Origin of the sequence: Chryseobacterium sp. YR221, assembly GCF_900176315.1 — a bacterium.
Lineage (GTDB): Bacteria > Bacteroidota > Bacteroidia > Flavobacteriales > Weeksellaceae > Chryseobacterium > Chryseobacterium rhizosphaerae.
In genome coordinates, this window is sequence record NZ_FWXM01000008.1 from 48,499 (window position 1) to 71,248 (window position 22,750).

Sequence of the window (22,750 nt, forward strand, 5' to 3'; positions counted from 1 at the left end):
AAAAACACCTTGAATTATAAGAATTTAATTTTCGATTTGGATGGAACTTTATGGGATTCCAGAGCTTCTGTCATTACGATATGGAATCATGTTCTGAACAGGCATCAATTGATAAAAAAAGACCTGAAACCTGAAGATATGGATCAGTATATGGGATTACTGGCTCTTGATATTGTTAAAGATATTGTTCCGGGAATTTCTGACCTGCAAGCTCAGGAAATACTTTCTGAAATTGTTTCTCAGGAAAATGAAACACTGCGTATCCAGGGCGGGATTTTATATGATGGTGTTGAGAATACCCTGAAAAGCCTTACCAACACGCACCGCCTTTTTATCGTAAGCAATTGTCAGGATGGATATATTGAAGCATTTTTAGAATACTTTCAGTTCAATGATCTGTTTACGGATTTTGAATCTCACGGACGGACCCAACAACCCAAGGCCGAAAATATAAAGCTGATCATGGAAAGGAATCAATTAAACCCCGAAAACACTATTTATATTGGCGACACCCAAACAGATTACAACTCATCAAAATCAAATGAGCTGGAGTTTATTTTTTGTAAATATGGTTTTGGAAAATTAGAAGATCCTTCATATGAACCTTCTATTTCAAAGTTTTCAGATTTAGAATTGTATATCTAATTGTAAAAACTATACGAATATACCTACATAAAAAGGCTGCCTAAATAGGCAGCCTTTGTTATTTTGAATACTAATATCGTATTATTTATATTCTTTAGAATCTCTTCTCGGTTCCTTAAGTTCCGGCCATTTTACTGTTCCGCCCTTTTCATCCTGAGGCATTACTCTTTTTTCTCTATTGGTAAATTCAGGATCTTCAGAAGCCATATACGCCAATGCAGCAGTTAAAACCACATTATTTTTCACTTCATCAAAAACAATCTTATCATACGTATCTTTTGTAGTATGCCATGTATATCCAAAATACCCCCAGTTCAGAGAACCTAAAGAGAATCCCGGCACTCCTGCCGCTACAAAGGAAGCATGATCAGAACCTCCACCTCCTGGCATTCCCGGGAAGTCGGTTTTAATGTGTCCTTTTACGGTTTTTGGAACTCCATCAAGCCATCTTCCGATATAATCATATGCTTTCACAAATCCCTGACCGCTGATGTTTACCACTCTTCCTGTTCCGTTATCCTGATTGAAGGCAGCCTGTACTCCTTTAATGATCTGAGGATTGTCTGCTACAAAGCCTCTTGAACCATTTAATCCCTGTTCTTCACTTCCCCAAAGTCCGATAACGATTGTTCTCTTATTGTTTGGGTAATATTTCTTCAGGATTCTCATGGTTTCAAGCATCGTAAGAGTACCTGTTCCATTATCCGTAGCTCCCTGAGCTCCATCCCAGGAATCAAGGTGAGCAGAGAGAATAACATATTCTTCAGGTTTTTCCTTTCCTTTGATCATTCCGATGGTATTGAAACTTTTGGCATCAGGAAGAATTTTTGACTGGGCATCAATTTTAATTTTTGGCTTACTTCCTTTTTCGGCCATTCTGTATAGCATTCCATAATCTTCCACATCAATGTCGATCATTGGAATTTTAGATGTTTTTGCTCCAAAGATTCTGTTGGCGCCCATAATCCCCGTCCAGTTGGAAATAGCAATTCCTGCTGCCCCTGCTTTTTCCAAAGCTTCCGGAAGCGTACTATTGTCATAGCCTATATTTTTCACATACGCAGTAAAATCCTTGGTAGCCTGCTCTTTTTCCGCTTTAAGCTTTTCATAAAGCTCAGGAGTTGCAAATTCTTTGATCTGCTCATCAGAGCGTCCTATTTTTTGATATTGAGCCATCAGCACAATTTTTCCTTTTGCAGAAGGCAGCCATTGATCAAATTCTGCTTTAGAAGATACTTTAGGAAGAATAATTACTTCTGCTTCCACAGCTTTTTTAGTTGCCGGGCTCCAGGCCAATTGCGTTGCAGACAGTGATTTTACACGCGGATATACCATATCAACATGGGTAATCCCTCTTTGCCAGCCTTTCCATGTTCCAAATTGCTGAAGGTTAGCCTCCACTCCCCATGAGCGAAGTTTCCCGGCACTCCATTCATTGGCGGCAAGCATTTCCGGAGTTCCCACAAGACGTGGGCCTATACCGTCTAATAATTCGCCAGCCATATTTTCAAGCTGAGAATTGTTATTTACCTCATCTACAAAACTTTTTACGATCGGATCAAGTTTTTCTTTCGGATCTACTTTTACCTGAGCCCATGAAAATTGGGCAGCCAACACCACTGCCGGTACTGCAAAAAATCTATTTATCTTCATAACATATATTGATTGGTTTAAAGATAAAGGAAATTGCGGAAATGATAAAGGATTAGAGGCAAAAAAGTCTTTACAGACGAATGTTTTCAACCTTTTTGCATGAAAAGTTGATATTCATCATAAAAGGTTAACAAAAACAGGCTGCTGTATGGGCTATCATGAGTAAGCGAAAGAAATTTTGTACAGAAATTGGAGGCATAAAAAAACCGGCTTTAAAAGCCGGTTAGAGGTGAATTATTTTTTAGCTTCTTCTACAGAAACTTTTCTGAAGTCTTTGAACAGTTTGCTTAGTTCTAAAGCTGCTTTACGAGCTCTTGTACCAGCTGCTTTGTTTCCTTTTTCTGCTTGTTGGTTTGCCTCAGTTGTGAACGCTTCAAATTCTGCGTTGATTTTTTCAATTAGTTCTTTCATTTATTTAAAAATTTAGGCTGCAAATATAGGTTTTATGGTGATTCCAGCCAATACAGCACCCAGAAAATTTATAAAAATCCTGAATTTCAGTAAAATTCTTTTCTCTTATACCGAGGAAATAATCAAATACATGTACTTTTTACATGCTATAACCGGCTACAAAATGGCCTAAAAGCATCATTAACAATCAACATTTCCGTCAGAAAACCCTTCATCCTTTAGAATTAATCAATTTTAGAGATCAGACTTCTATGTTTAAACATTTTCTTTACCCTCTCAGACATCATTTATCCAATTTTATCTGACTAAATCAGCTGCAACTTCTGAGCTTTTCTCCTACACTTTTCAGTAAGGCGAGGCTCTCTGGGGTAATTCTCTCTGTAAATACTATCCTAAAATGGTGACTGTAGTGCTCTGTAAGAGAAAATGTAGTACCGGGAGTAAATACAATTTTGTTATTTTCACAGTAAAGGTAGAATGCATCCATATCAACAGTCTCTGGTAACTGTCCCCAAATGCTGTAACCACCCTGTGGTCTGTGAAAATATGAGTCTTGTGGAAAATGCCTTCTTAATGCATCCAGTACCATAGTTGCTTGTTCGTTCAGTTTTTTTCGAAATGAGCGCAAATGCCTTTCATAGCTGTTTCCCTGAAGAAGTTTGAGTACCAGCTCCTGATAAATGGGCGACACCGATTTCCCCAATACAAACCTATTTCTCTCTGCCTTTGAATAAAAACGACCTGTAGACAACCAGCCTAAGCGAATGCCCGGTGCCAATGTCTTTGAAAATGAAGAATACGTCATCACCAATCCCGTTTCATCAAAATTTTTAATGCAACGGGGTCTTTTTTCCGTAAAATAAAGATCGCTATACATATCATTTTCAATGACCGGGACCTGATGTGCTACAGCTATTCTCAGCAGCTCTTTCTTTGTATCATCACTCATCAAAATACCAGTAGGATTGTGAAAATTGGGAGTTACCACCAGGGAACGGATATTATTTTCTGCACATATTTTTCTGAAATACTCCGTGTCAAAACCATTCCGATAATGAACAGGAACCTCTATAACCTTAAGCCCCAGATTAGCAATCACTTCTAATATTGAAAATACACAGGGACTATCAACCGCTACCACATCTCCGGTATTTGTTACAGACCTCAATGCAATAACCAATGCCTGCAAAGCTCCATCTGTAATAATCAATTCATCAGGATTACATGTGCCTCCATATTTTCCCATTTGGACTGCAATATGTTTTCTCAAGGGTTCTAACCCGTTTGAAGGATAATACCGGAGAAGTGAAGCCCCTTTTTCACGGATCACTTCCTGCATCGTCCTGAGTATTAATTTTTGTGGAATCAGAAGATCTCCCGGCATAGCGGCATTAAAAGAGCTGAACTCCGACGTTCTTTTGGATGTCAGCATCATGTTTTTCATAAATGCCTCATCCCTGACTACCGGAGCAAGCTTTGCTCTTCTTCTGGGAATATTTTCTTCTACGATGTCCGAAACAAAATATCCTGAACGCGGATTGCTTTCAACCAGGCCTTTCATCATAAGGTATTCGAAACCACTCTGAACAGAACTTGTACTCAGCTGATATGTTTTCTTAATTTCCCGGATAGATGGCAGGCGATCTTTACCCTGCAAAAGTCCGTTACGGATTTGCTCCTCAATAACAACTGTAAAAATTTCGTATTTGTATGGTTTCATAAACTCGGCTAAACTGTACTGAACAAATTTACAAAATAAACATCTGTACTGATCATATTTTCGCAAACTGTATCCCTTCTGCTCGGATAAATCTTATAATTTTGAATAAAAAAAAGCATGGATATCATTTCAAAATTTACGGTAGGTTCTGAAGAGGGAATTTCTGATCTTATAACCATTATCGATTCTTCTGTTTATAGCCTGCACAAGGACTTTGTTTCTGAAGAAGACATCAAAAAATACATCAGCAACGATATAGATCCGAGAAAGATGATTAATGAACTGAACGATCTTTCCAACCAGCTTATCATGACGTATGCAGATCAGCAACCAGTGGGATACAGTATCATTAAAAGCGGCTCTGTATACCCGGGAATACCTGAAGGAAAAAGGTCTGCGGAAATCAGCTTTGTTATACTTCCTGAATTCGATTCTCCTGAAACAAGGCAGTCTCTTTGGAAAAAATGCAGATCTGCACTAGGTTTTACAGATATAATATGGATCAATATGCTCAGCCATGATCCGCTTCTGGAATTTTTGAAGGAATCTGGCTTTACACCGGTTTCCCAGACGCAAGCCGGACCTTTTCAGCTTCCGTCGTCTATTTTAAAAATGGAAATTCACAAAAATTAAAAATCCGGATCAAAAACTGAAAAACCTTATATCTCTTTACAATTTCGTATCTTTGATTTTTATAATTTTAAGACAATGAGTGATCAGCTGGAAACCATAGAAGATTATTACAGACGCATTCGGAAAGATGAGATTAAACTGTTTGATTCGGAAGATTTTGAAATGGGGAAATCTCATTTCAATATTTCCATGCGAAAGTATTGCAGTTTCAAAAGTCCTTACAACCGGCGTGATTATTATAAGATTAGCTTTATCATAGGAAAAGGGACTATTCATTATGGAACTCATCAGTTGTATATTGACCGTCCTGCTTTATTTTTCCCTTCCCCCAGCATTCCTTATACCTGGGAATGTGACGGTGATTTTCAGGAGGGTTATTTTTGCCTCTTCAACCAGGAGTTTTTTAATGGAAATTCAGAGTTTAATTTATTCAAAAAAACGTCACTCTTCAAAGAGTGGAGCAAACCTGTCGTTTTTTTAACCGAAGAGCAAACCCAGCTGGCAACCCTATATTTTGAGCAGATATACAAGATCAATAATTCGGTCTATCCATTTCGATGCTCCAGTATCAAAAGCAATCTTGCCTCCGTACTGCATCTGGCTCTGGAAAATCGTGTAGAGGATATCAGCCCCAACGAACTTCCCGCTAATGTTCGCCTTTATAAACTGTTTGATGAATTGCTTACCAAACAGTTCCCATTAGATTCACCAGCTTATCCGCTGGCCTTAAGAACACCTTCAGATTTTGCTGATCATCTTAATGTACATGTGAATCATTTAAACTCTTCTGTAAAATCAGTCACCCATCTTACAACCACACAGATCATTAAGGACAAAATGTTTGAAGAATCTAAAAACCTGCTGAAATACACCAACTGGGATATTGCACAAATTGGCTATACTTTGGGTTTTGAGCAACCTTCCCATTTTAATAATTTTTTTAAGAAGCATGCACAGACTTCCCCTTTAAAATTTAAAAATGCATTTTAATTATTTGAATTTCGTAATTTTTACTTTGTCTTTTAAAACTGGATTTTACTTTTCTTGAATTATTTTTGCATTGTAAAAATGAATGAATATGTTGAGAGAAGCATCTGAAAAACGCATAAAGCTAATCACCATTATGGCCTTTGTGTCTATCCCTCTTTCAGGGTTTGTCACAGATATCTACCTACCGTCATTTCCATCAATGGCCAGAGAATTATCGGTTTCTGAAAAAGATATCCAGATTACGCTTACCTCCTACCTGCTGAGCTATGGAATTTCCCAGCTGTTTGTAGGCGGAATCCTTGATAGTATTGGGCGTTACCGTCCAAAACTGCTTGCTTTATTCCTTCTGGTCATCAGCAGCCTCCTGATTACAATGACTGATAGTATTCTATTAATATGTCTGCTGCGTATTCTTCAGGGTGTTGCCGTTTCCGTGCTTGTTGTGGCTACCCGTGCTATTTTTGTAGATATTTATGATTCAGAAAGGGTAAAACATTACCTGAGTTATTTTACCATTGTCTGGTCCTGCGGACCTATTCTGGCTCCTTTTCTGGGAGGTTATCTTGAAAAACTTTTTAACTGGCATGCCAACTTTCATTTTCTGGCCCTGTATGCAGGACTTATCTTTCTGTTCGAGTGGTTTTTCAGTGGGGAAAGCCTTCCCCAGAAAAAGAAGCTTGATCTTGCAGAAAATATAAGCCTTTATAAAATGATGCTTAAAAACAGGATCTTTATGTTGGGAATTTTCATCTTGGGATTAAGCTATTCTATTGTTATGCTTTTTAATATTACAGGACCATTTATTATTGAAAATACTTTTCATTTTACCCCTGTAGTCATTGGATATTGTACTTTAATTTTAGGTTTCTCATGGATGATCGGAGGTTTTATAGGAAAACGCAGACTTACACTGGATTTTAAGCCCCGTATCCTGCAGCCTATTCTATTGCAGCTCGCCTTGATTGTTGCATTGATCATCACCAGCAATTATGCAGAAAGCCTTTTCATCATGGTTCCTTTTGCCTTTTTTATTCATATCTGTTCAGGGGTGTTGTTTACTTCGTTTTTCACAACAAGTATGCTATATTTTCCTAAAAATGCAGGAACAGCGGGTGGATTGATGGGTGGGCTGGTCTATGTGATCACCTCTATTTCGAGTTTTATTATTTCTGTAAGCGGAACTGTAACAGAACAACAAGGACTGGCATGGCGCTATCTGATTATAGCCTTTTTCCTCCTCGGAATCATTCTTATTATGAACCAGGCGATCAAAAAAGAAAAAGCAGAGAATTAATCTCTGCTTTTTTTATTTTAAAATCTGAAGATATTTCCTCGCTCTTATTATCTATTTCTCATCAACTCTTCTCTGAGTTTGAAACAAACTTTCCAAATAATGATACTTTCGGACTACATTTAACTACTTTCAAATAAGCCAATATACCGAGATCAATGATAATTTAGCAGCTATGATTGATTGTTAAATAAATAACGGTAAAAACAACAGGTTTTATAAGGAGTTTATTTCCGGAAAATAAGGAATAAATAAGCAAAATCTATACATGGTAATTACACACCATTCTTATTACACACTAGGATTTTCAGCCTGAAAAAGATAAAAATGTACGTTTTTATTATCCCAATATTGGGAAATACAATTCATGGAAGCTGTCATTGTATTCTTAAAAAAATCAAAACGCAGTTTCTCTATTTTATACAATGATTCATAATCACTTTTAAATTGATAAACTATAAAATAACGGCAATGAAATTATTGGTTAAGCTTATCATCATATTGTCAGGCGGAAATTGCTTATACGCTCAATCTGCACTCAGTTTTTCTGAAGCCAGTAGTATGATGATGAATAAAAATATAGAAGTAAAAATAAATAATAAAAAGATAGATGCAACCCATTATAAGATAAAAGCTGCCCAAAGCATGTTCTATCCTCAGATTAAAGCATTTGGAGCTGCAACTTATATAGACAAAGAATACAGACTTAATCTTAACGACAAAAGAGATCAACTTGCTACGTTATTTCAGCTCCACTCCCCGGATATATTAGGAAGCTGGGATTTTACCCTTCAAAAAAAAGATATGGCATTTGGAGGAATATCAATGGCCTGGCCTATATATACGGGCGGAAAAATAAGATCAGCAGTCAATATTGCTAAAATAAATGCTGAAGTAGCCAAAGTGGACAAAAATAATTCTGAGCAAAGCCTTATTTCAGAGTTGGCCAACAGTTATTTTAAGACAAAACTCGCCGAAGAAGCTGTTACGGTAAAAGAGAATGTCCTGGAGGTAATGAACGTTCACTTATCAAATTCAGTAAAAATGGAACGTAGCGGTATCATTGCGGGTGTAGAGGTTCTGCAAGCTAAGGTAGCCGTGGCTGAAGCTGAAAGACAGTTGCTGGCTTCTAAAAAAGATTTACAGCTGGCAAAAACAGCCCTTTCCGCAACTCTGGAGACAGAAGAGGAGTTTACCCTTACTACACCCTTCTTTTTAAAAGAAAATATGAATTCTTTAGAAGAATACAAAGAGAAGGCAGCAGCCAATTATCCTCAAATACAAAAATTAAAACTTGTAGAAGAGATTGCCCAGCAAGGGATTAATATAGAAAAAGCAGGCCATCTGCCTACTGTTTTATTAACTGGCCAGCAGATTCTTGCTTCTCATAACTTTCCTTTGGTAAAAAACCCTTTAATTTTAGGTATCATGGTTACCTATGATCTTTTTGACGGATTTGGGCAGAAGAATAAAATTCTTGCAGCCAAAAGTGAAAAAGAGACCATTGAAATGACCAGAGAGAAGCTTCAGCTTGATATTAAAACATATGTTGAAAAGTTATACAATGAGCTTAAAAAATCGGATGAACAAATTGTTTCTTTAAATGAATCTATAAAATTGGCAGAAGAACTTGTAAGGATACGAAAGGCCTCTTTTGCGGAAGGAATTTCAACGTCTACAGATGTTATTGATGCTGAATTGAACCTATCGGGGAAAAAAATTGAACAGTTGAAAGCATATACGGACTATGATACCAACCTTGCAAAGCTTTTTGAGGTATGCGGAATGAGCAGTGATTATGTCCAAAATGCCCAATAAAATCTCAAATTATATAACTTAAAATTATTACAATGGCGACAAATCAGAAAAAATCAGTTACATTCATTAATATCCTCATCATTATATTAATATTTGGAGCGATAGCTGCTGTATCAGTTTATTTTCTCACAAGTCCAACAAAAGATTATTTACAGGGGCAAGCAGAAGCTACTGAAATTCATGTTGCACCTAAAGTAACCGGAAGGCTGGAGAAGAAACTGGCTGATGAAGGGCAGTCTGTAAAAAAAGGACAGCTACTGGCTATTTTATCCAGTCCGGAACTTGACGCTAAACTGATTCAGGCCCAATCTGCAAAAGATGCTGCAACCGCACAATACGATAAAGCAATCAACGGAACCCGTTATGAGCAGGTTCAGGGAGCTTATAATTCCTGGCAGCAGGCCAAAGCTTCCGCTGATCTTGCAGAAACTACTTATAAAAGAATGGAAAACCTGTACCAGGAAAAAGTAATTCCTGCACAAAAAAGAGATGAAGCAAAAGGACAGAAAAATGCTTCCAGAGAACAGGAAAAAGCAGCATACAATAATTATCTGATGGCAAAAAACGGAGCCAGAACTGAAGATAAAAATGCGTCTGCAGCCTCTATGAGACAGGCTGATGGTGCCGTAAAAGAGGTGAATGTATATAGAAGTGAGATCAATGTTATTGCTCCTGCGGATGGAGAGGTAAATCAATATTTTCCGAATCTTGGGGAACTTGTCAATGCAGGATATCCCATTGTAAATCTTGTGGATCTGAATGATATCTGGGTAGTGATCAACATCAAAGAAGACCAGATGGGAAAATTCAAAATGAACAGCAAATTTGAAGGAGTAGTTCCTGCATTAGATAACAAAAAAATTGAACTTCAGGTAAGATTTATTGCTCCACTTGGAGATTTTGCTACCTGGACAGCCACCAAAACGAAAGGAGGCTTTGATATGAGAACATTCAAAGTTAAAGCCTATCCTACAAAGAAAATTGAAGGATTCCGTCCGGGGATGAGTGTACTGATACCATCTGTAACATTATAACTAACCAAAATGGATACAATGAAAAACGGCTTTTGGAAAGTGTTTTTCTATGAATGGAAAACAATCATAAAGAAACCTAGTATAATACTTTGGACATTAGGAGTTCCTTTAGCCATATTTATCCTATATGCTGCCATTTTTGGTGACGGCGTACTTCGGGAGCTTCCCATAGCCGTTTTGGATGAGGATAAAACATCTCTGTCACGAGAGCTTATCAGACAGATAAATGCTAATTCTACACTGGATTTTACAAAAGAAGTAAATACCGAAGGCGAAGGACTTAAACAGATACAAACCAGTGATGTATTTGGTTTGGTTATTATTCCCGATAACTTTAAAAAAGATATCAGCCGCGGGAAGAATGTCAATGTGGTATTATATGTCAATAATGATTACATGACACCTGCAGGACTTATCAATAAAGGATTTAACACAGTCGTAGGAAATTTCTCTGCTTCTGCAAAAGTTAATGTAATTATGAAAAGGGGCTCCTCTTCGTTACAGGCGAAAAACGCTGTTCAGGCTGTTATTATGAGAAGCCATACATTATTTAACCCTTTTCTTAACTATGCCTATTACCTTTGTCTTTCTCTTTTTCCCATGACATTACAGCTTACGGTAATGATCACAACATTATACCTGCTGGGAAGTATTCTGAAATATAACAAAGGGACGGACTTATATCAATTGAGTGGTAATAATGTTTTCTTTGCATTTTTCGGAAAAATATTACCTTATACTATTATTTTTTCTTTACTGACCATTTTGATGGTAGCCTATCTATTTGGCTATCTGGGCATTCCGATTAATACCTCTGTTGTAAATGTATATATATTAACTCTTATTTTAATCATTGTATATCAGCTCATGGCGGTTTTCTTTGTAACGATCAGTAAGGATTTCAGATCCTTATGCGCTATGGGAGGAGGTTATTCTTCTTTAGCATATTCATTCAGTGGATATACATTTCCTCAGGAAGGAATGCCTACCGCAATTATGATTATGGATTCTATCTTTCCATTTTCTTCATATTCCAGAGCACTTACCAATATCGCCGTTAAAGGAATGCCCATTACTGAATCCCTTCCCTATTTGATAGGCTTCGGAGTTTTTGCTTTGATAGGCTTACTCTCATTAAAAAAATTCAGTTATCAACTACAAAAAGGAGGATATCATGACAAATAATTTATTTTTCAGAATCATAAAGACGATATTCAAAGCCTTTCAGGCAGAATTAATTCATTTTTTTGGTGATCCCGCTTTACGGACTACATTTCTTATCATTACGCTTGTTGTTGCTTTTTTAAATAGTTCAATATACAGTAATGAAATTATTGAAAAAACGCCCATAGCAGTTGTAGATCTGGATAAGGGCAGTATGAGCAGAAATTATATAAGGATGCTTGACGCTACTCAGCAGGTAAGTGTACCTGTGGTTTCTAATGATATGAATGAGGCAAAAAAAGAATTTATTGAGGGTAAAGTCTTTGGAATACTGGTTATCCCTGAAGACTTTGAACAAAAAATATCTCTCGGACGCCAATCATCAATATTATTATATAGCGACGCCTCAAATATGTTACATAACAAAGCTATTTCTGGTGCCGCAGCCTCTGTTATGGGCACTTTTAATGCTCAAATAGAAATAGGTAAATCTTTACGCAGTGGACTAAACTATGGAAACAGTACGATTTCCCGCCGATCGATTACGGCTATCACCAAACCCGTTTTTAATCCTTATGGAGGCTATGGAACATTTCTGCTACCTGTTGTTTTTCTGATTGTTATGCAGACATTATTACTTACTTCTATTGGGGTTTTAGGGGGAACTTTCCGGGAACAAAACAAATACCTCGAAGCTTATCGTATTTCAGATTCTACCCATCTTAAAATTATTCCGGTACTATTAGGCCGGGCATTGGCTTACTTATTATTATGTATTCTGGTGTTTTCAGTGATCGTCGGAGGTACTTTCACTATTTTCAAATTACCTTTCAGGGCAGCATTTGGAGATGTCATTGTATTTTTAATTCCTTTCTTTTTGGCAGTTATATTTTTAGGATTTTCACTCATGGGAATTTTCAAAAGAAGAGAAGACGCAGCAATGTCTGTCACATTTTTATCTACCCCTGCAGTTTTCCTTACCGGAATTTCATGGCCGGTAGTTGCTTTCCCTCAATGGGTAAAAATATTATCGTATGCATTCCCTTCAACCGTTGGTGCCAGAGGATTTTTAGCGCTTAGCCAGTTCCAGGCAAGTCTGGGAGATATAAAAGATTTATGGGGGCAGATGTGGCTCACAGCAGTGTTTTACTTCGTTATTGCCATATTGGTTAATTACCGATTGAAAATTTCATAATCGTTATTTTGGTTAACAAATAACATTTGCAGTTCTTCTACTATTGCCATCATACTATTTTCAATTTATACTACAGCATTGACAAGTTCATTTGCAGGAAGATAACATCCCGTTGATTAAAAAAAATAATTCATCGTAAAGAGAATTTTAAACTATTAAAAGAGAATTTAAGATAATATACCCTAATACATTCATTAATAACTTTGTCCTGTTGAAAGTAATGATTCATATCAAAATCAGTAAATGAAATCTCACTTTTCAAATTTTATAGCACTTAAATACCTGTGAATATGATCTATTTATTTGATATTAGATTTAATATATCACAGGTATTTTTATTTTGTAACCTATAAAATATAAAAGTATAAATATTCCAGGAAAAATAATATAGAACTCCATTTAGAATCCCTTTGTCATGATATCCGCCCTAATATGTGGCAGGCAAAGGAAGCCTACACTATGATTATTTGATTTTGCAATGAAAACAGCAACTTTCTTTAAAAATAAAAATATTGGAGAAAAATATAAATGAGATAGTGTCATTGTATAGTTAAACAGTATTGAAATAATCAACATTTTGAGCATCCTGAGGAAAGAAATACGCTAAGAAATTTAGTTATTGTCGGAGAGATAAGTACTGCTAGCTAAACGTATTGCATTATTAGTAATAATTAAGATATAAAATACATATTATAAAATACGGCTCTTTACACTCACTAAAAACACATTATATATAAATACCAACACCTAACATCTTAAATTCGAGCCGTATATTAATTATTTTCAATATAATAAAGATATTTAGATAAAAGAAGTATTACCAATTTATAAAGAATTTAACGTCCAATCATTAGCCGTTCTTAAATAAAATAATCACTTGTTTATCAGCTTTTTATTATATAAAATTTTGTTTTTTTTGCAAATTTTTCGTGTCACATTTGTTTAAAAGTGTACAAATATGTTGGGAAACAATCCTAGAAAACAGGCAAAATTATTTCGTCCGATGTTGTCAGATTTTATTGATAGCAATTTTTACTTTCCAAAAAGATTGACTGCAATTATTTCGGGAAAGAATTTTCATCATTATATTCAAAAATTGGGAATCCGAGCCATTCTATTCATTTTATGACAGGCTGCTCATTAGCTTAAATAGCTGTATAATTTAGGAGGTAAGACTCGATTATAAATCCTTACACACAAGAAGAACTTTCTTTAAGCATGAATTTCCTTATGATCCGAAATTTTTTTTTAAAACTTCCGGAAAAATTGGTAAAAAGAGGAATTGAAAAATATTTGCCTACAGCATAACAGCCTACTGTTCTAAGACTAATACACTGGATTTTGCATTATTGGACACTACGGTTCAAGAGGTTATATTACTCTTCCAACCAATGCAAAATTATGCAAGAAAGTTATAGGTATTACAACAAAACTGCCGAGAATAAAGAGATAAAATAAAGCTATTTACTTTATACCAAAGTAGTAATTAAAAAAAGATACTGATAAAGTTTACAACCTATACAAACCATTTACCCAATGAATTGCTAAAGGCTCTTTTGGAGCAAATGGAAAAATCCGAACGAGATTTTCCAAAGAACTTTATGATTATGTTGGAAAAGGAAAAATAGAAATAAAGAACGTTAAAATATCAATTCTTTATAGTAGTAGGTAGTAATGAAAAATCCATAAATTATCTGGGAACAGCTCTTCTGTTAGGTAGTATTTTCATCATGCCTTCTTTTGTTTACCTGATATATGGTTTCAGTAAAAATAAATTCTGGCAGCAAAATTTTCTGTTATTGAATAACCAGATGAAACAAAATACTAAATAATATATCTTCATTGTAATTTAATCCATCATAGATCAGAAAAAAACAATCTACTACACATGTACTACACACCATTAATTATTGGTTTTTTATTCTCCAGATTATAGAATAGTCTTTACTTTTACACCATCAAAATAAAATAGTAAGATCTCGCCCCCTTAATTTATAAATGGAGATAAGTACATTCTACAATCTCTTTTGTTGTTCAATTTTTATAGATCAACATTACATCATTATTTAAAATTTAATTTTTTAATAGGTAAAACTAATGCTATACTGTATTGGTTTGACATTGTACTCATCCTACTTACACAAATTGATATTATTGATTATAAAATACAAAAATCAGAAGAACAAAAAAAACAGGAACACACAATAACGAAAAAAAATTTAACAACATCCTACTACTACTTTTCAAGGATTGACTAAAAACAAGTTTTGAATATATCATTTCTAAGGTATATTGAAATGAGATAGTCGTCAGGTTTCCGAAAATATTGACTTCTTCATACAATACCCCATTATTTATGCACAATATTACCTCGGTTAAAGCAGACCTGTATACAAGTTCAAAAAGTATGATGAATATCTCTGCATACATGGAACAGGATAAACAAATTCCCATATATAAATTATCTGATATAGTAAAAGACATTGATGACTATGATTGGAATTTTGAAGATTACTATATTTCTCCAGATCAGGTTGTCTTTGAACTTAAAAATAAAAACATTTTCAGACCGGATTTTTATGCGTTGATGCTAGGGATAAGCGGATGGATGGATATTAAAGTGAATAATGAAATCATCAGAATTGATAAAAATACATTTCTTGCTTTGGGACCCAACCATACGTTTCAAAAAATATCACAAAGCAGAGATTTCAGGTCGAGAACAATTTTATTTACCAAGGATTTTCTGGTTAACAGCTCAAATAATTATTTTTTTTTAGAATCTTTTAATCACTTTTCGGTTCATTTTAAAAATGATATTAAACTGAATGATGAAGATCTGGAAAAGATTATCGATTTATATACCTCCTTGCTTTCCAGGCGGGACAAAGTAAATACCAACTTACATATTGAAGTAATCAGAAATTTAATTATTTCATACGTTTTTGAATCCGCTATTATTTTTTATAAAGAATTAAAAATAAATGCTTTACATAATCAAACAAGAAATCTTGTTTTTACTGAAAAATTTAAGAAAATAGTTTTTGAGAACTGTCCCAAGGAAAGAAGCCTTCAATTTTATGCAGACGCCCTTTTTGTATCACCTAAGCACTTAATTAAAATTATCAAAACAACCACGGGTAAAGCTCCAGGTTATTTTATTAATGACGCTATTGTTTCTATTGCCAAAATACAATTGAAAAAAAACAAGCTCTCTATTAGTGAAATTGCAAGTTCCCTTCCTTTTGCAGATCTGCAGTCTTTCAGTAAATTCTTTAAAAGACAAGTAGGGATTTCTCCTATGCAATACCGTTCCAAATTAGGTCTCAAAAATAACTTAGACTGATCATTTTCAAAAGCTATTTTTTAAATCATCAAAAAGAGAATATGAAACAATAAAAAGTGACATTGAGATAATAAAAAGCTTTATGAACCATTATAAATTTGTTTAAAACATGATAAAAAGGCTTTAGAAAGTTTCTAAAACTAATATCCCCTTATTTAACAACAGCAAATAAAAAACAGCAAATAAATATTTATTTATAAAAAATTCAAATACAAAAAATGAAAAAAACCTTGATAATCCACATTCTATCTACAATAGTCATTAATAATAATTATGTAGCATCATAAGCTTGTTATAGTACGAATTTTCCAGGTGTTGAATCTTCCTGCTATAGAACAAAGTAGAAGTGAGCAGATTCCAGAGAAATATAAAGACCTCCTGAAACTGTTAAAATATTCTCAACCCAGATGAGAATAATGACAAATTGATATATTTCAATATTTGAAGCCCTGATAGGCATTACAGAGTCAGGTATCTTGCCAGATTTGGTCAATATATAACTTGCTGTACATCTTTCTTCCAGTTTAATAATAATTTATAAAAAGATGTACAGCAAACTCTGTGATAGTAAATCAAAAAAATATGCAACAAGACTCTATTAATTATTCTCTGTTTTTAGATAAAATATTAAAAAAATTAAGGAACCCAATCGGCAAATGGTTTTGGTTGAAATGCCGGTTTTATATTCGTTGTACATCTTCTCTTTTTAAGTTTAATAAAAAATGATTTAGTTCAGTTCATTTCAATATATCAACAGTAATTTATATTTATAGACATCATTTTAAATACTTTTTTTTCCACATTTTACTGAAGATGTACAACAGGTTCCATATAATCTCTAAAAAACACAAGTGTAAAATTTATAAAAACCAATCCTATACCATTCATTCACAGCATCATTACTACTTTTAACACCAACAATAGGATTAAAATTATTAAACAATTTATATTCCTTATGGTTATCATTTTCACAAAATACCTAAGAGTATCCATCTTGTGGTAACCGTATTGTATTATTTTATAATAAATATCTGATTAAATAACGGATAAATGAAAACTATTGCGCCTTTATTTACAGATAGAGACTTGAGTTGGCTATCTTTCAATGCAAGAGTTCTATCTGAAGCGGAAAATGATACCGTGCCTTTAATGGAACGGCTTAATTTTCTTTCTATTTTTTCTTCCAATTTGGACGAGTTCTACAAAGTCAGAATACCCAAATTATTGATAGGAAAGAAAAAATCATTAAGAAAAATCATTCATAAAGAAATTGTAAATCAGCAGGAATTTTTTGGAAGAATATTACATAATAAAATACTACCTCAGCTGCAAAAGGAAAATATTGAGCTTATTTACAATAAGCCAATTCCTGTATTTATGGAAGGCAGGATTATACAATATTTCACCCGTCATATAGCTCCTGCCATAGAATTATACCCTCTTCCTCTTAAAGATAATTTCCTTATAAAAAGCAATTCTTTATATCAGGCTATTTTTACCACTTCCATAGAGGGTAAAGAAAATATGTATATCCTTAAAATCCCAACTCATAAAGTCTCAAGATTTTATGAAACGGACAGCAACAATCGTAGGCATATTGTTTTTATTGATGATATTTTAAAGAAATTTCTACCGGAAATGTATTTTCCCAATATGGCGGTAAGTATATGGAATTTTAAAGTCACCCGGGATGCCAATATCAATTTTGAAAAAGAAGAAGATATCCTGGAAAACCTGGAGGTATATCTTGAAAATAGGGAAAAAGGTAAAACCACCAGATTTCTGTATGAGAAAGATATGCCACTTAAAAAACTTCAAAATCTGTTGCAGGTACTAAGTATCCCTTTTAGAGATGCCGTAGCCGGTAGTGCCTATCACCATTTAAAAGATTTGAATTTGATTTCAATTGAAGATGAAAAGGCCTCCTACCCTTCTATGAAAACATTGGAAAGACATACAGGTGAAGGATTTGTATTTGAATTGATTGATAAACAAGATTTTATGATTCATACTCCCTATGAGTCTTATGATAAAGTTATTGACTTTTTTATGGAAGCGGCAACCGATGAAAAAGTAACTGAAATTTATATTACCATTTATAGGACAGCAATGAACTCCGTCATCATTGAAGCTCTTATGATCGCAGCCAAACTGGGTAAAAAAGTAACAGTCTTTGTAGAGCTTAAAGCCAGATTTGACGAAGAAAACAATCTGAAATGGTTAAGGAAAATGAAAAATGCAGGAGTACATATTATTACCAGCATTCCAAAACTCAAAGTACATGCAAAGGTAGCTTTGATCAAAAGGGATAAAAAAAAGTATGCACTGGTTTCCACAGGAAATTTCAATGAGTCTACAGCCCGTTATTATACGGACCACATTCTGTTTACAGCGAGTTCTGAAATTTCCAACGAAATAGAGACATTTTTCAATTTTTTACTGAAGAAAAGGAAACCTTTAAGTCCGGATGAAGTTTCATTTAATCATTTGGCTGTGGGACAGTTTAACCTCATGTCACTTATCCTGGAAATGATCGAAAGAGAAATCCGGAACCATAAGAAAGGTAAGCCCTCAGGGATCACCATCAAAGTAAATAACCTTGAAGAGATTATCATCATAAGCAAACTTTATGAAGCCTCACAGGCCGGAGTTAAAGTTGAACTTATCGTACGAAGCATCTGCTGTCTTGTACCGGGAGTACCGGGACAAAGTGAAAATATAAAAGTAACCCGGATAGTAGACCGTTATTTGGAGCACGGCAGAATTTTTATTTTCGAAAATGACGGGGAAAATAAAATTTTTATAGGTTCTTCGGATATTATGAACCGCAGCATGTATGATAGAATTGAAGTACTCTGCCCTGTATACTCACCTCAGCTAAAAAATGAAATTCTGGAATTAATCACCATCCAGATGAATGATAATATCAAAGCTACCGAAATCAATGTAAATCTTGACAATAAACCCATTTCCAATAATGGGATCCCTGTCCGTTCTCAATATGATATTTATGATCATATACATAAGAAATTTACTGAATAGCCACTTATTCAGAGGTTATCTAAACTAATAGCTTTTCAGGGTAAACCTTACTTACAGATAACTCATTATGTTTTAATTACCAGAAAATAATATTCCCAATACCATCATTCTAAAATGATTTTGAATACCTCTAAAAATAATACCTCTCACGAAAATTTAGTCGAATTTTCCTTCAGCCCTTTTTTAAATTATTTAAAGGGTTCTGTCAGTCAGGACAGTGTACTCAAAAAAGTAATAAGAAGCGCAATAGAAAAGCTCAATAAACGTTTCCCTGATTCCAACTATAGTATTATCCCTGAAGATATTCCTCAGTATGAAGATCTTTATGCGCTGGTTTATCAATTAACGAACTCTGCTCTTGTAGATGAGGCTAATTTTTCCTGGGGGATTGCTACTCCTTTCTCCCATGATTGTATATTTGGAACACCATTTCTTTCAAAACAGCTGAAAGAAATACAGTCTGCAAAGCATGTAAATATCATTTATTGGGAAGAGAATAGAATACTCTCTGAAAAGGAAGTATTTGAAACACTGGCTTATAATTTTATTGTAAAGCGTGTCTATGATATTAATCTTTTTAATGAGATGGAGCTGGTCCTTTGTATCCATAAAAACGGTACTGACCAATATCTGGAATTTGTTATCAATGATGACTTTGTGGAGGTGGACGGAGTATTTCCAGATATTAAAAGAATACAATCTGAGATGATCTCAAAACAATCTGTTTTAGAATTCTTAAAAAAGCACTTACCCCTTGAAAAGGTTAAAAAAAATTAAATTTTCTGTTTTTTTACTATTTAAAACAAAGCTTTCACCCCATTTTTTTATTAAATTAGCAGATATTCTTCGGTATAAATCGTAAGATCCAGAATAAAGTTTTTACAGCAATTAGGATAACTTCCGCCAATAAATAAAAAAACTAATTTTCCACAAAATGAAAAAAATGCTTTTCCTGATCTCTGTAAGTGTCATCAGTATTCAAATACATGCACAGTCCATTGAACGTTTACGAAAAGAAATACAGCAGATTATTGCCTCTAAAAATGCAACGGTAGGCATTTCCATAAAAAATATCGAAGATAAAGATACTCTAAGCATCAATGGAAACAGCATGATGCCCATGATGAGTGTTTTTAAATTTCATATTGCTCTGGCAGTGCTAGATCAGGTTGATAAAGGTAAGCTAAAACTGAATCAGAAATTCTTTATCAAAAAAGAAGATCTTCTTCCCGGGACATGGAGCCCTATCCAGGAAGAATTTCCCAATGGAAATATAGATTTGACTCTTGATCAGCTATTAAAATATACAGTTTCTCACAGTGATAACAACGGCTGTGACATTCTTTTAAGAATTCTTGGTGGAACTGAACCTGTTCAAAAGTTTATTAATCAGCAAGGTATTAAAGATTTTACCATTAAAGTGAACGAGCAGCAAATGTCAAACTGGGATAATCTCTATTTAAATGTTACAACTCCTATTGCCACCACTGCCTTGCTTGAAAAATTCTATAATGGAAAAGTTTTGAAAGAAAATACATCGCAATACCTTTATCGAATTATGACAGAAACATCCCGTGGTCTGACATGGATGAAAGCAGGCTTGCCTGATCATACCGAGCTAGCCCACAGAACAGGCATTTCAAGCACCAATGAAAACAAACTGAGGGCAGCAATGAATGATGTTGGAATTTTTAAACTTCCAAATGGAAAACATATTATCCTTTCCGTTTATCTGAAAAATATAACTGAAGAACGAACTGATACCGAAAAATTAATTGCGGACATTGCTAGAGCCACATATAACTATTACAGCAAAGAATAAACCCTTTGCGGGAGAGAAAATTTCTTTTCATTTTAACAATCTATTAGTCCGCCTGAACTATAAGGCATCAAAAAATGACGATCTTACCCTCTAAAAAAGACCTTCAACAATTACTAATTTTCCAATGAAGTTATTCCTATTCATTTTCTTAAGTATTTTTTCCATCCAGTGTTCTGTACAAAAGAATATATCTTCTGATACAACCGGAGATTTCAAACGTGATACTTTAACGTATTTTGATCAATCCAGACACAGAAAAATTCCGGTTGCCATATACAAACCTGCCAATCAGGCGAATGCAAACAAAATCCCTGTGATTTTCAGCCACGGTTGGGGTGAAAATAAAGGTGGTGATTATTTTATCTATTCTTACCTGACAGAATTCCTTGCTTCCAAAGGATATTTTGTCGTTAGTATCCAACACGAGCTTCCTACGGATGAAATGCTGGCTATGGACGGAAAACTTCAAGTGACAAGGAGACCCAATTGGGAACGCGGGGTCCAAAATATCCTTTTTGTTCTGAATACAATGAAAAAAGAATTCCCTGATCTTACCTACAGTCAACTTGCTGTAATAGGGCATTCTAACGGTGGTGATATGACGGCATTATTTGCTCATCAATATCCGGCATTGATTCATAAAGTGATTGCCCTCGACAACCGCAGAATGGCATTACCCAGAACAAAATCACCCAAGATCTATACCCTACGCTCCGATGATTACCCTGCAGATGAAGGAGTTTTACCTTCAGAAGATGAGAAAGAAAAATATGGAATGGTCGTAGAATTCACGACCATCCATCACAGCAGTATGGATAATGATGTAACGCCTGAAGAAAGGAAATATATGACCCAGAAAGTACTGGAATATTTAGAAAAATAAACCTCAGAAAAAAAAGATGACATTTATAAAAAACAGTATCACTGCAATCTGCATGATCACCGGAGCACTGAATCTGAATGCTCAGAAAACAGAAACGTATTTCAAAAAAATAGACAGCATTATGACGGCATCAGCACCTATACAGTTCAATGGTGTCGTATTGGTATCTCAGGGTGAAAAAACAAAATTTATAAAATCCCATGGATACAAAGATTTTGAGAAGAAAATTCTCCTGAAAGCTGATGATCAGTTTGAGATTATGTCTAATTCTAAACAAATCACAGCCGTGTTGGTTTTACAGGCTGCTGAAAAAGGGAATCTTGACCTTCAGGTTCCCATCAAAAAATATTTACCGGAACTGAAACAATCCTGGGCAGACTCGGTAACCATCCACCACCTTCTGAACCATACCCATGGTATTGTTGATACAGACAAGCCATTGGCTTTTAAACCGGGATCACAATTCAAATATGGAAATTTATCCTACAACCTCTTGGGGAAAATTCTTCAGAATACCACTAAAAAAAGCTTTTCAGAATTGGCCAATACGCTTTTCAGAAAACTGAAAATGGAAAAAACATTCTGCTATGATCCGCAACATAATCAGGCGTTAGTTTCCGGATTTATGAATAAGGAAAACCAATTTCAAAAGGTTGAAAACTCATTTTTAAATAAGGACTTGCTATCCGCAGCAGGAATTGTGTCTACCGTTGAAGATCTTGCAAAATGGGATCGGGCTCTCTATAAAGGCAAGCTACTCTCTCCTGAATACCAGAAGATGATGATGACTCCTTCTACAAAATCTCAACATAATGCCTTCGGGAAAGAAAGTATGGGATTTGGCTACAGCGTTAGAATTATCACGGAAAAAGGACTGAATTATTTCGGAATTACTGGACTTGGAGATGGTTTCACCTGCATGAATGTTTATTTTCCTTCCACTGACACAAGTTTGGTTATTCTTGAAAACCAAATGCCCCATGACAGCCAGTACTGGAGCTATAAGGAAGCTTCAATTAAAAATATAGTTCTGGAAAATATCGTGGGAAAATAACGTTCAGATAAAGAATACTCTTACACAGAAAAATATGGTAAGCCTCATT

General features: G+C 34.8%; 17 protein-coding genes. 14 read left to right on the forward strand and 3 right to left on the reverse strand.

Features of this window, described 5'->3' with window-relative positions; translation table 11 throughout:
* Nucleotides 1-9: 9 nt before the first annotated feature.
* Nucleotides 10-645, forward strand: a complete 636-nt coding sequence (locus tag B8967_RS20305) for an HAD family hydrolase (RefSeq protein WP_179140094.1) — start codon at nucleotides 10-12, stop codon at nucleotides 643-645.
* A gap of 81 nt (nucleotides 646-726) precedes the next feature.
* Here B8967_RS20305 and B8967_RS20310 read toward each other — a convergent pair whose 3' ends face one another.
* The 3 genes from B8967_RS20310 to B8967_RS20320 form a co-directional block, all read right to left on the reverse strand.
* A complete protein-coding gene (locus tag B8967_RS20310; RefSeq protein ID WP_084087576.1) occupies nucleotides 727-2,298 on the reverse strand; it encodes a M20/M25/M40 family metallo-hydrolase in 1,572 nt (523 codons plus the stop codon).
* Between the two features lie 234 nt (nucleotides 2,299-2,532).
* Nucleotides 2,533-2,709 carry a histone H1 gene (locus B8967_RS20315; protein ID WP_047377485.1) on the reverse strand — a complete coding sequence of 59 codons (177 nt, stop codon included), beginning with the start codon at nucleotides 2,707-2,709 and terminating at the stop codon, nucleotides 2,533-2,535.
* A gap of 310 nt (nucleotides 2,710-3,019) precedes the next feature.
* Entirely contained in the window at nucleotides 3,020-4,429 is a 1,410-nt protein-coding gene (locus B8967_RS20320; RefSeq protein ID WP_084087578.1) for an aminotransferase-like domain-containing protein, read from the reverse strand.
* A gap of 117 nt (nucleotides 4,430-4,546) precedes the next feature.
* Here B8967_RS20320 and B8967_RS20325 point away from each other — a divergent pair, with 117 nt between their 5' ends.
* The 13 genes from B8967_RS20325 to B8967_RS20385 all read left to right on the forward strand — a co-directional run bounded on the left by B8967_RS20325 (nucleotide 4,547) and on the right by B8967_RS20385 (nucleotide 22,701).
* The gene (locus tag B8967_RS20325; protein ID WP_084087579.1) at nucleotides 4,547-5,062 is read left to right on the forward strand and encodes a hypothetical protein; all 516 of its coding nucleotides are present in this window, start codon (nucleotides 4,547-4,549) and stop codon (nucleotides 5,060-5,062) included.
* 75 nt (nucleotides 5,063-5,137) lie between these two features.
* On the forward strand, nucleotides 5,138-6,052 hold the full coding sequence (locus B8967_RS20330; protein WP_084087581.1) for a helix-turn-helix domain-containing protein: 915 nt from the start codon (nucleotides 5,138-5,140) through the stop codon (nucleotides 6,050-6,052).
* Between the two features lie 88 nt (nucleotides 6,053-6,140).
* Nucleotides 6,141-7,346, forward strand: a complete 1,206-nt coding sequence (locus B8967_RS20335) for an MFS transporter (protein WP_084087583.1) — start codon at nucleotides 6,141-6,143, stop codon at nucleotides 7,344-7,346.
* 468 nt (nucleotides 7,347-7,814) lie between these two features.
* Complete coding sequence (locus B8967_RS20340; protein ID WP_084087584.1) at nucleotides 7,815-9,161, forward strand: TolC family protein; 1,347 nt, start codon at nucleotides 7,815-7,817, stop codon at nucleotides 9,159-9,161.
* Between the two features lie 32 nt (nucleotides 9,162-9,193).
* Entirely contained in the window at nucleotides 9,194-10,195 is a 1,002-nt protein-coding gene (locus B8967_RS20345; RefSeq protein WP_084087586.1) for an HlyD family secretion protein, read from the forward strand.
* A gap of 18 nt (nucleotides 10,196-10,213) precedes the next feature.
* A complete protein-coding gene (locus tag B8967_RS20350) occupies nucleotides 10,214-11,380 on the forward strand; it encodes an ABC transporter permease (RefSeq protein ID WP_179140095.1) in 1,167 nt (388 codons plus the stop codon).
* Nucleotides 11,370-12,554 (forward strand): ABC transporter permease, encoded by a 1,185-nt coding sequence (locus B8967_RS20355; protein WP_084087590.1) that lies wholly within the window; start codon nucleotides 11,370-11,372, stop codon nucleotides 12,552-12,554. The genes B8967_RS20350 and B8967_RS20355 overlap by 11 nt, the downstream gene beginning before the upstream one ends.
* Nucleotides 12,555-14,910: 2,356 nt before the next feature.
* Nucleotides 14,911-15,900: a helix-turn-helix domain-containing protein gene (locus B8967_RS20360; RefSeq protein ID WP_084087592.1), complete on the forward strand. Its 990-nt coding sequence runs from the start codon at nucleotides 14,911-14,913 to the stop codon at nucleotides 15,898-15,900.
* 1,050 nt (nucleotides 15,901-16,950) lie between these two features.
* Nucleotides 16,951-18,942, forward strand: a complete 1,992-nt coding sequence (gene ppk1 / locus B8967_RS20365) for a polyphosphate kinase 1 (RefSeq protein WP_084087594.1) — start codon at nucleotides 16,951-16,953, stop codon at nucleotides 18,940-18,942.
* A gap of 114 nt (nucleotides 18,943-19,056) precedes the next feature.
* Nucleotides 19,057-19,719: a hypothetical protein gene (locus B8967_RS20370; RefSeq protein WP_084087596.1), complete on the forward strand. Its 663-nt coding sequence runs from the start codon at nucleotides 19,057-19,059 to the stop codon at nucleotides 19,717-19,719.
* A gap of 157 nt (nucleotides 19,720-19,876) precedes the next feature.
* Nucleotides 19,877-20,764, forward strand: a complete 888-nt coding sequence (gene bla, locus B8967_RS20375; RefSeq protein ID WP_084087598.1) for a class A beta-lactamase, subclass A2 — start codon at nucleotides 19,877-19,879, stop codon at nucleotides 20,762-20,764.
* Between the two features lie 124 nt (nucleotides 20,765-20,888).
* Nucleotides 20,889-21,647, forward strand: a complete 759-nt coding sequence (locus B8967_RS20380; protein ID WP_084087600.1) for an alpha/beta hydrolase family protein — start codon at nucleotides 20,889-20,891, stop codon at nucleotides 21,645-21,647.
* A gap of 16 nt (nucleotides 21,648-21,663) precedes the next feature.
* Complete coding sequence (locus B8967_RS20385; RefSeq protein ID WP_084087602.1) at nucleotides 21,664-22,701, forward strand: serine hydrolase domain-containing protein; 1,038 nt, start codon at nucleotides 21,664-21,666, stop codon at nucleotides 22,699-22,701.
* The last annotated feature ends 49 nt before the right edge of the window (nucleotides 22,702-22,750 follow it).

Excerpts from the sequence above, each read along its gene's own strand:
- B8967_RS20320 (WP_084087578.1), bottom strand. The coding sequence starts at position 4,429 with ATGAAACCATACAAATACGAAATTTTTACAGTTGTTATTGAGGAGCAA.
- B8967_RS20360 (WP_084087592.1), top strand. The coding sequence starts at position 14,911 with ATGCACAATATTACCTCGGTTAAAGCAGACCTGTATACAAGTTCAAAA.
- B8967_RS20340 (WP_084087584.1), top strand. The coding sequence starts at position 7,815 with ATGAAATTATTGGTTAAGCTTATCATCATATTGTCAGGCGGAAATTGC.
- B8967_RS20315 (WP_047377485.1), bottom strand. The coding sequence starts at position 2,709 with ATGAAAGAACTAATTGAAAAAATCAACGCAGAATTTGAAGCGTTCACA.
- B8967_RS20325 (WP_084087579.1), top strand. The coding sequence starts at position 4,547 with ATGGATATCATTTCAAAATTTACGGTAGGTTCTGAAGAGGGAATTTCT.
- B8967_RS20370 (WP_084087596.1), top strand. The coding sequence starts at position 19,057 with ATGATTTTGAATACCTCTAAAAATAATACCTCTCACGAAAATTTAGTC.
- ppk1 (WP_084087594.1), top strand. The coding sequence starts at position 16,951 with ATGAAAACTATTGCGCCTTTATTTACAGATAGAGACTTGAGTTGGCTA.
- B8967_RS20310 (WP_084087576.1), bottom strand. The coding sequence starts at position 2,298 with ATGAAGATAAATAGATTTTTTGCAGTACCGGCAGTGGTGTTGGCTGCC.
- B8967_RS20345 (WP_084087586.1), top strand. The coding sequence starts at position 9,194 with ATGGCGACAAATCAGAAAAAATCAGTTACATTCATTAATATCCTCATC.
- B8967_RS20380 (WP_084087600.1), top strand. The coding sequence starts at position 20,889 with ATGAAGTTATTCCTATTCATTTTCTTAAGTATTTTTTCCATCCAGTGT.
- B8967_RS20350 (WP_179140095.1), top strand. The coding sequence starts at position 10,214 with ATGAAAAACGGCTTTTGGAAAGTGTTTTTCTATGAATGGAAAACAATC.
- B8967_RS20385 (WP_084087602.1), top strand. The coding sequence starts at position 21,664 with ATGACATTTATAAAAAACAGTATCACTGCAATCTGCATGATCACCGGA.
- B8967_RS20355 (WP_084087590.1), top strand. The coding sequence starts at position 11,370 with ATGACAAATAATTTATTTTTCAGAATCATAAAGACGATATTCAAAGCC.
- bla (WP_084087598.1), top strand. The coding sequence starts at position 19,877 with ATGAAAAAAATGCTTTTCCTGATCTCTGTAAGTGTCATCAGTATTCAA.
- B8967_RS20335 (WP_084087583.1), top strand. The coding sequence starts at position 6,141 with ATGTTGAGAGAAGCATCTGAAAAACGCATAAAGCTAATCACCATTATG.
- B8967_RS20330 (WP_084087581.1), top strand. The coding sequence starts at position 5,138 with ATGAGTGATCAGCTGGAAACCATAGAAGATTATTACAGACGCATTCGG.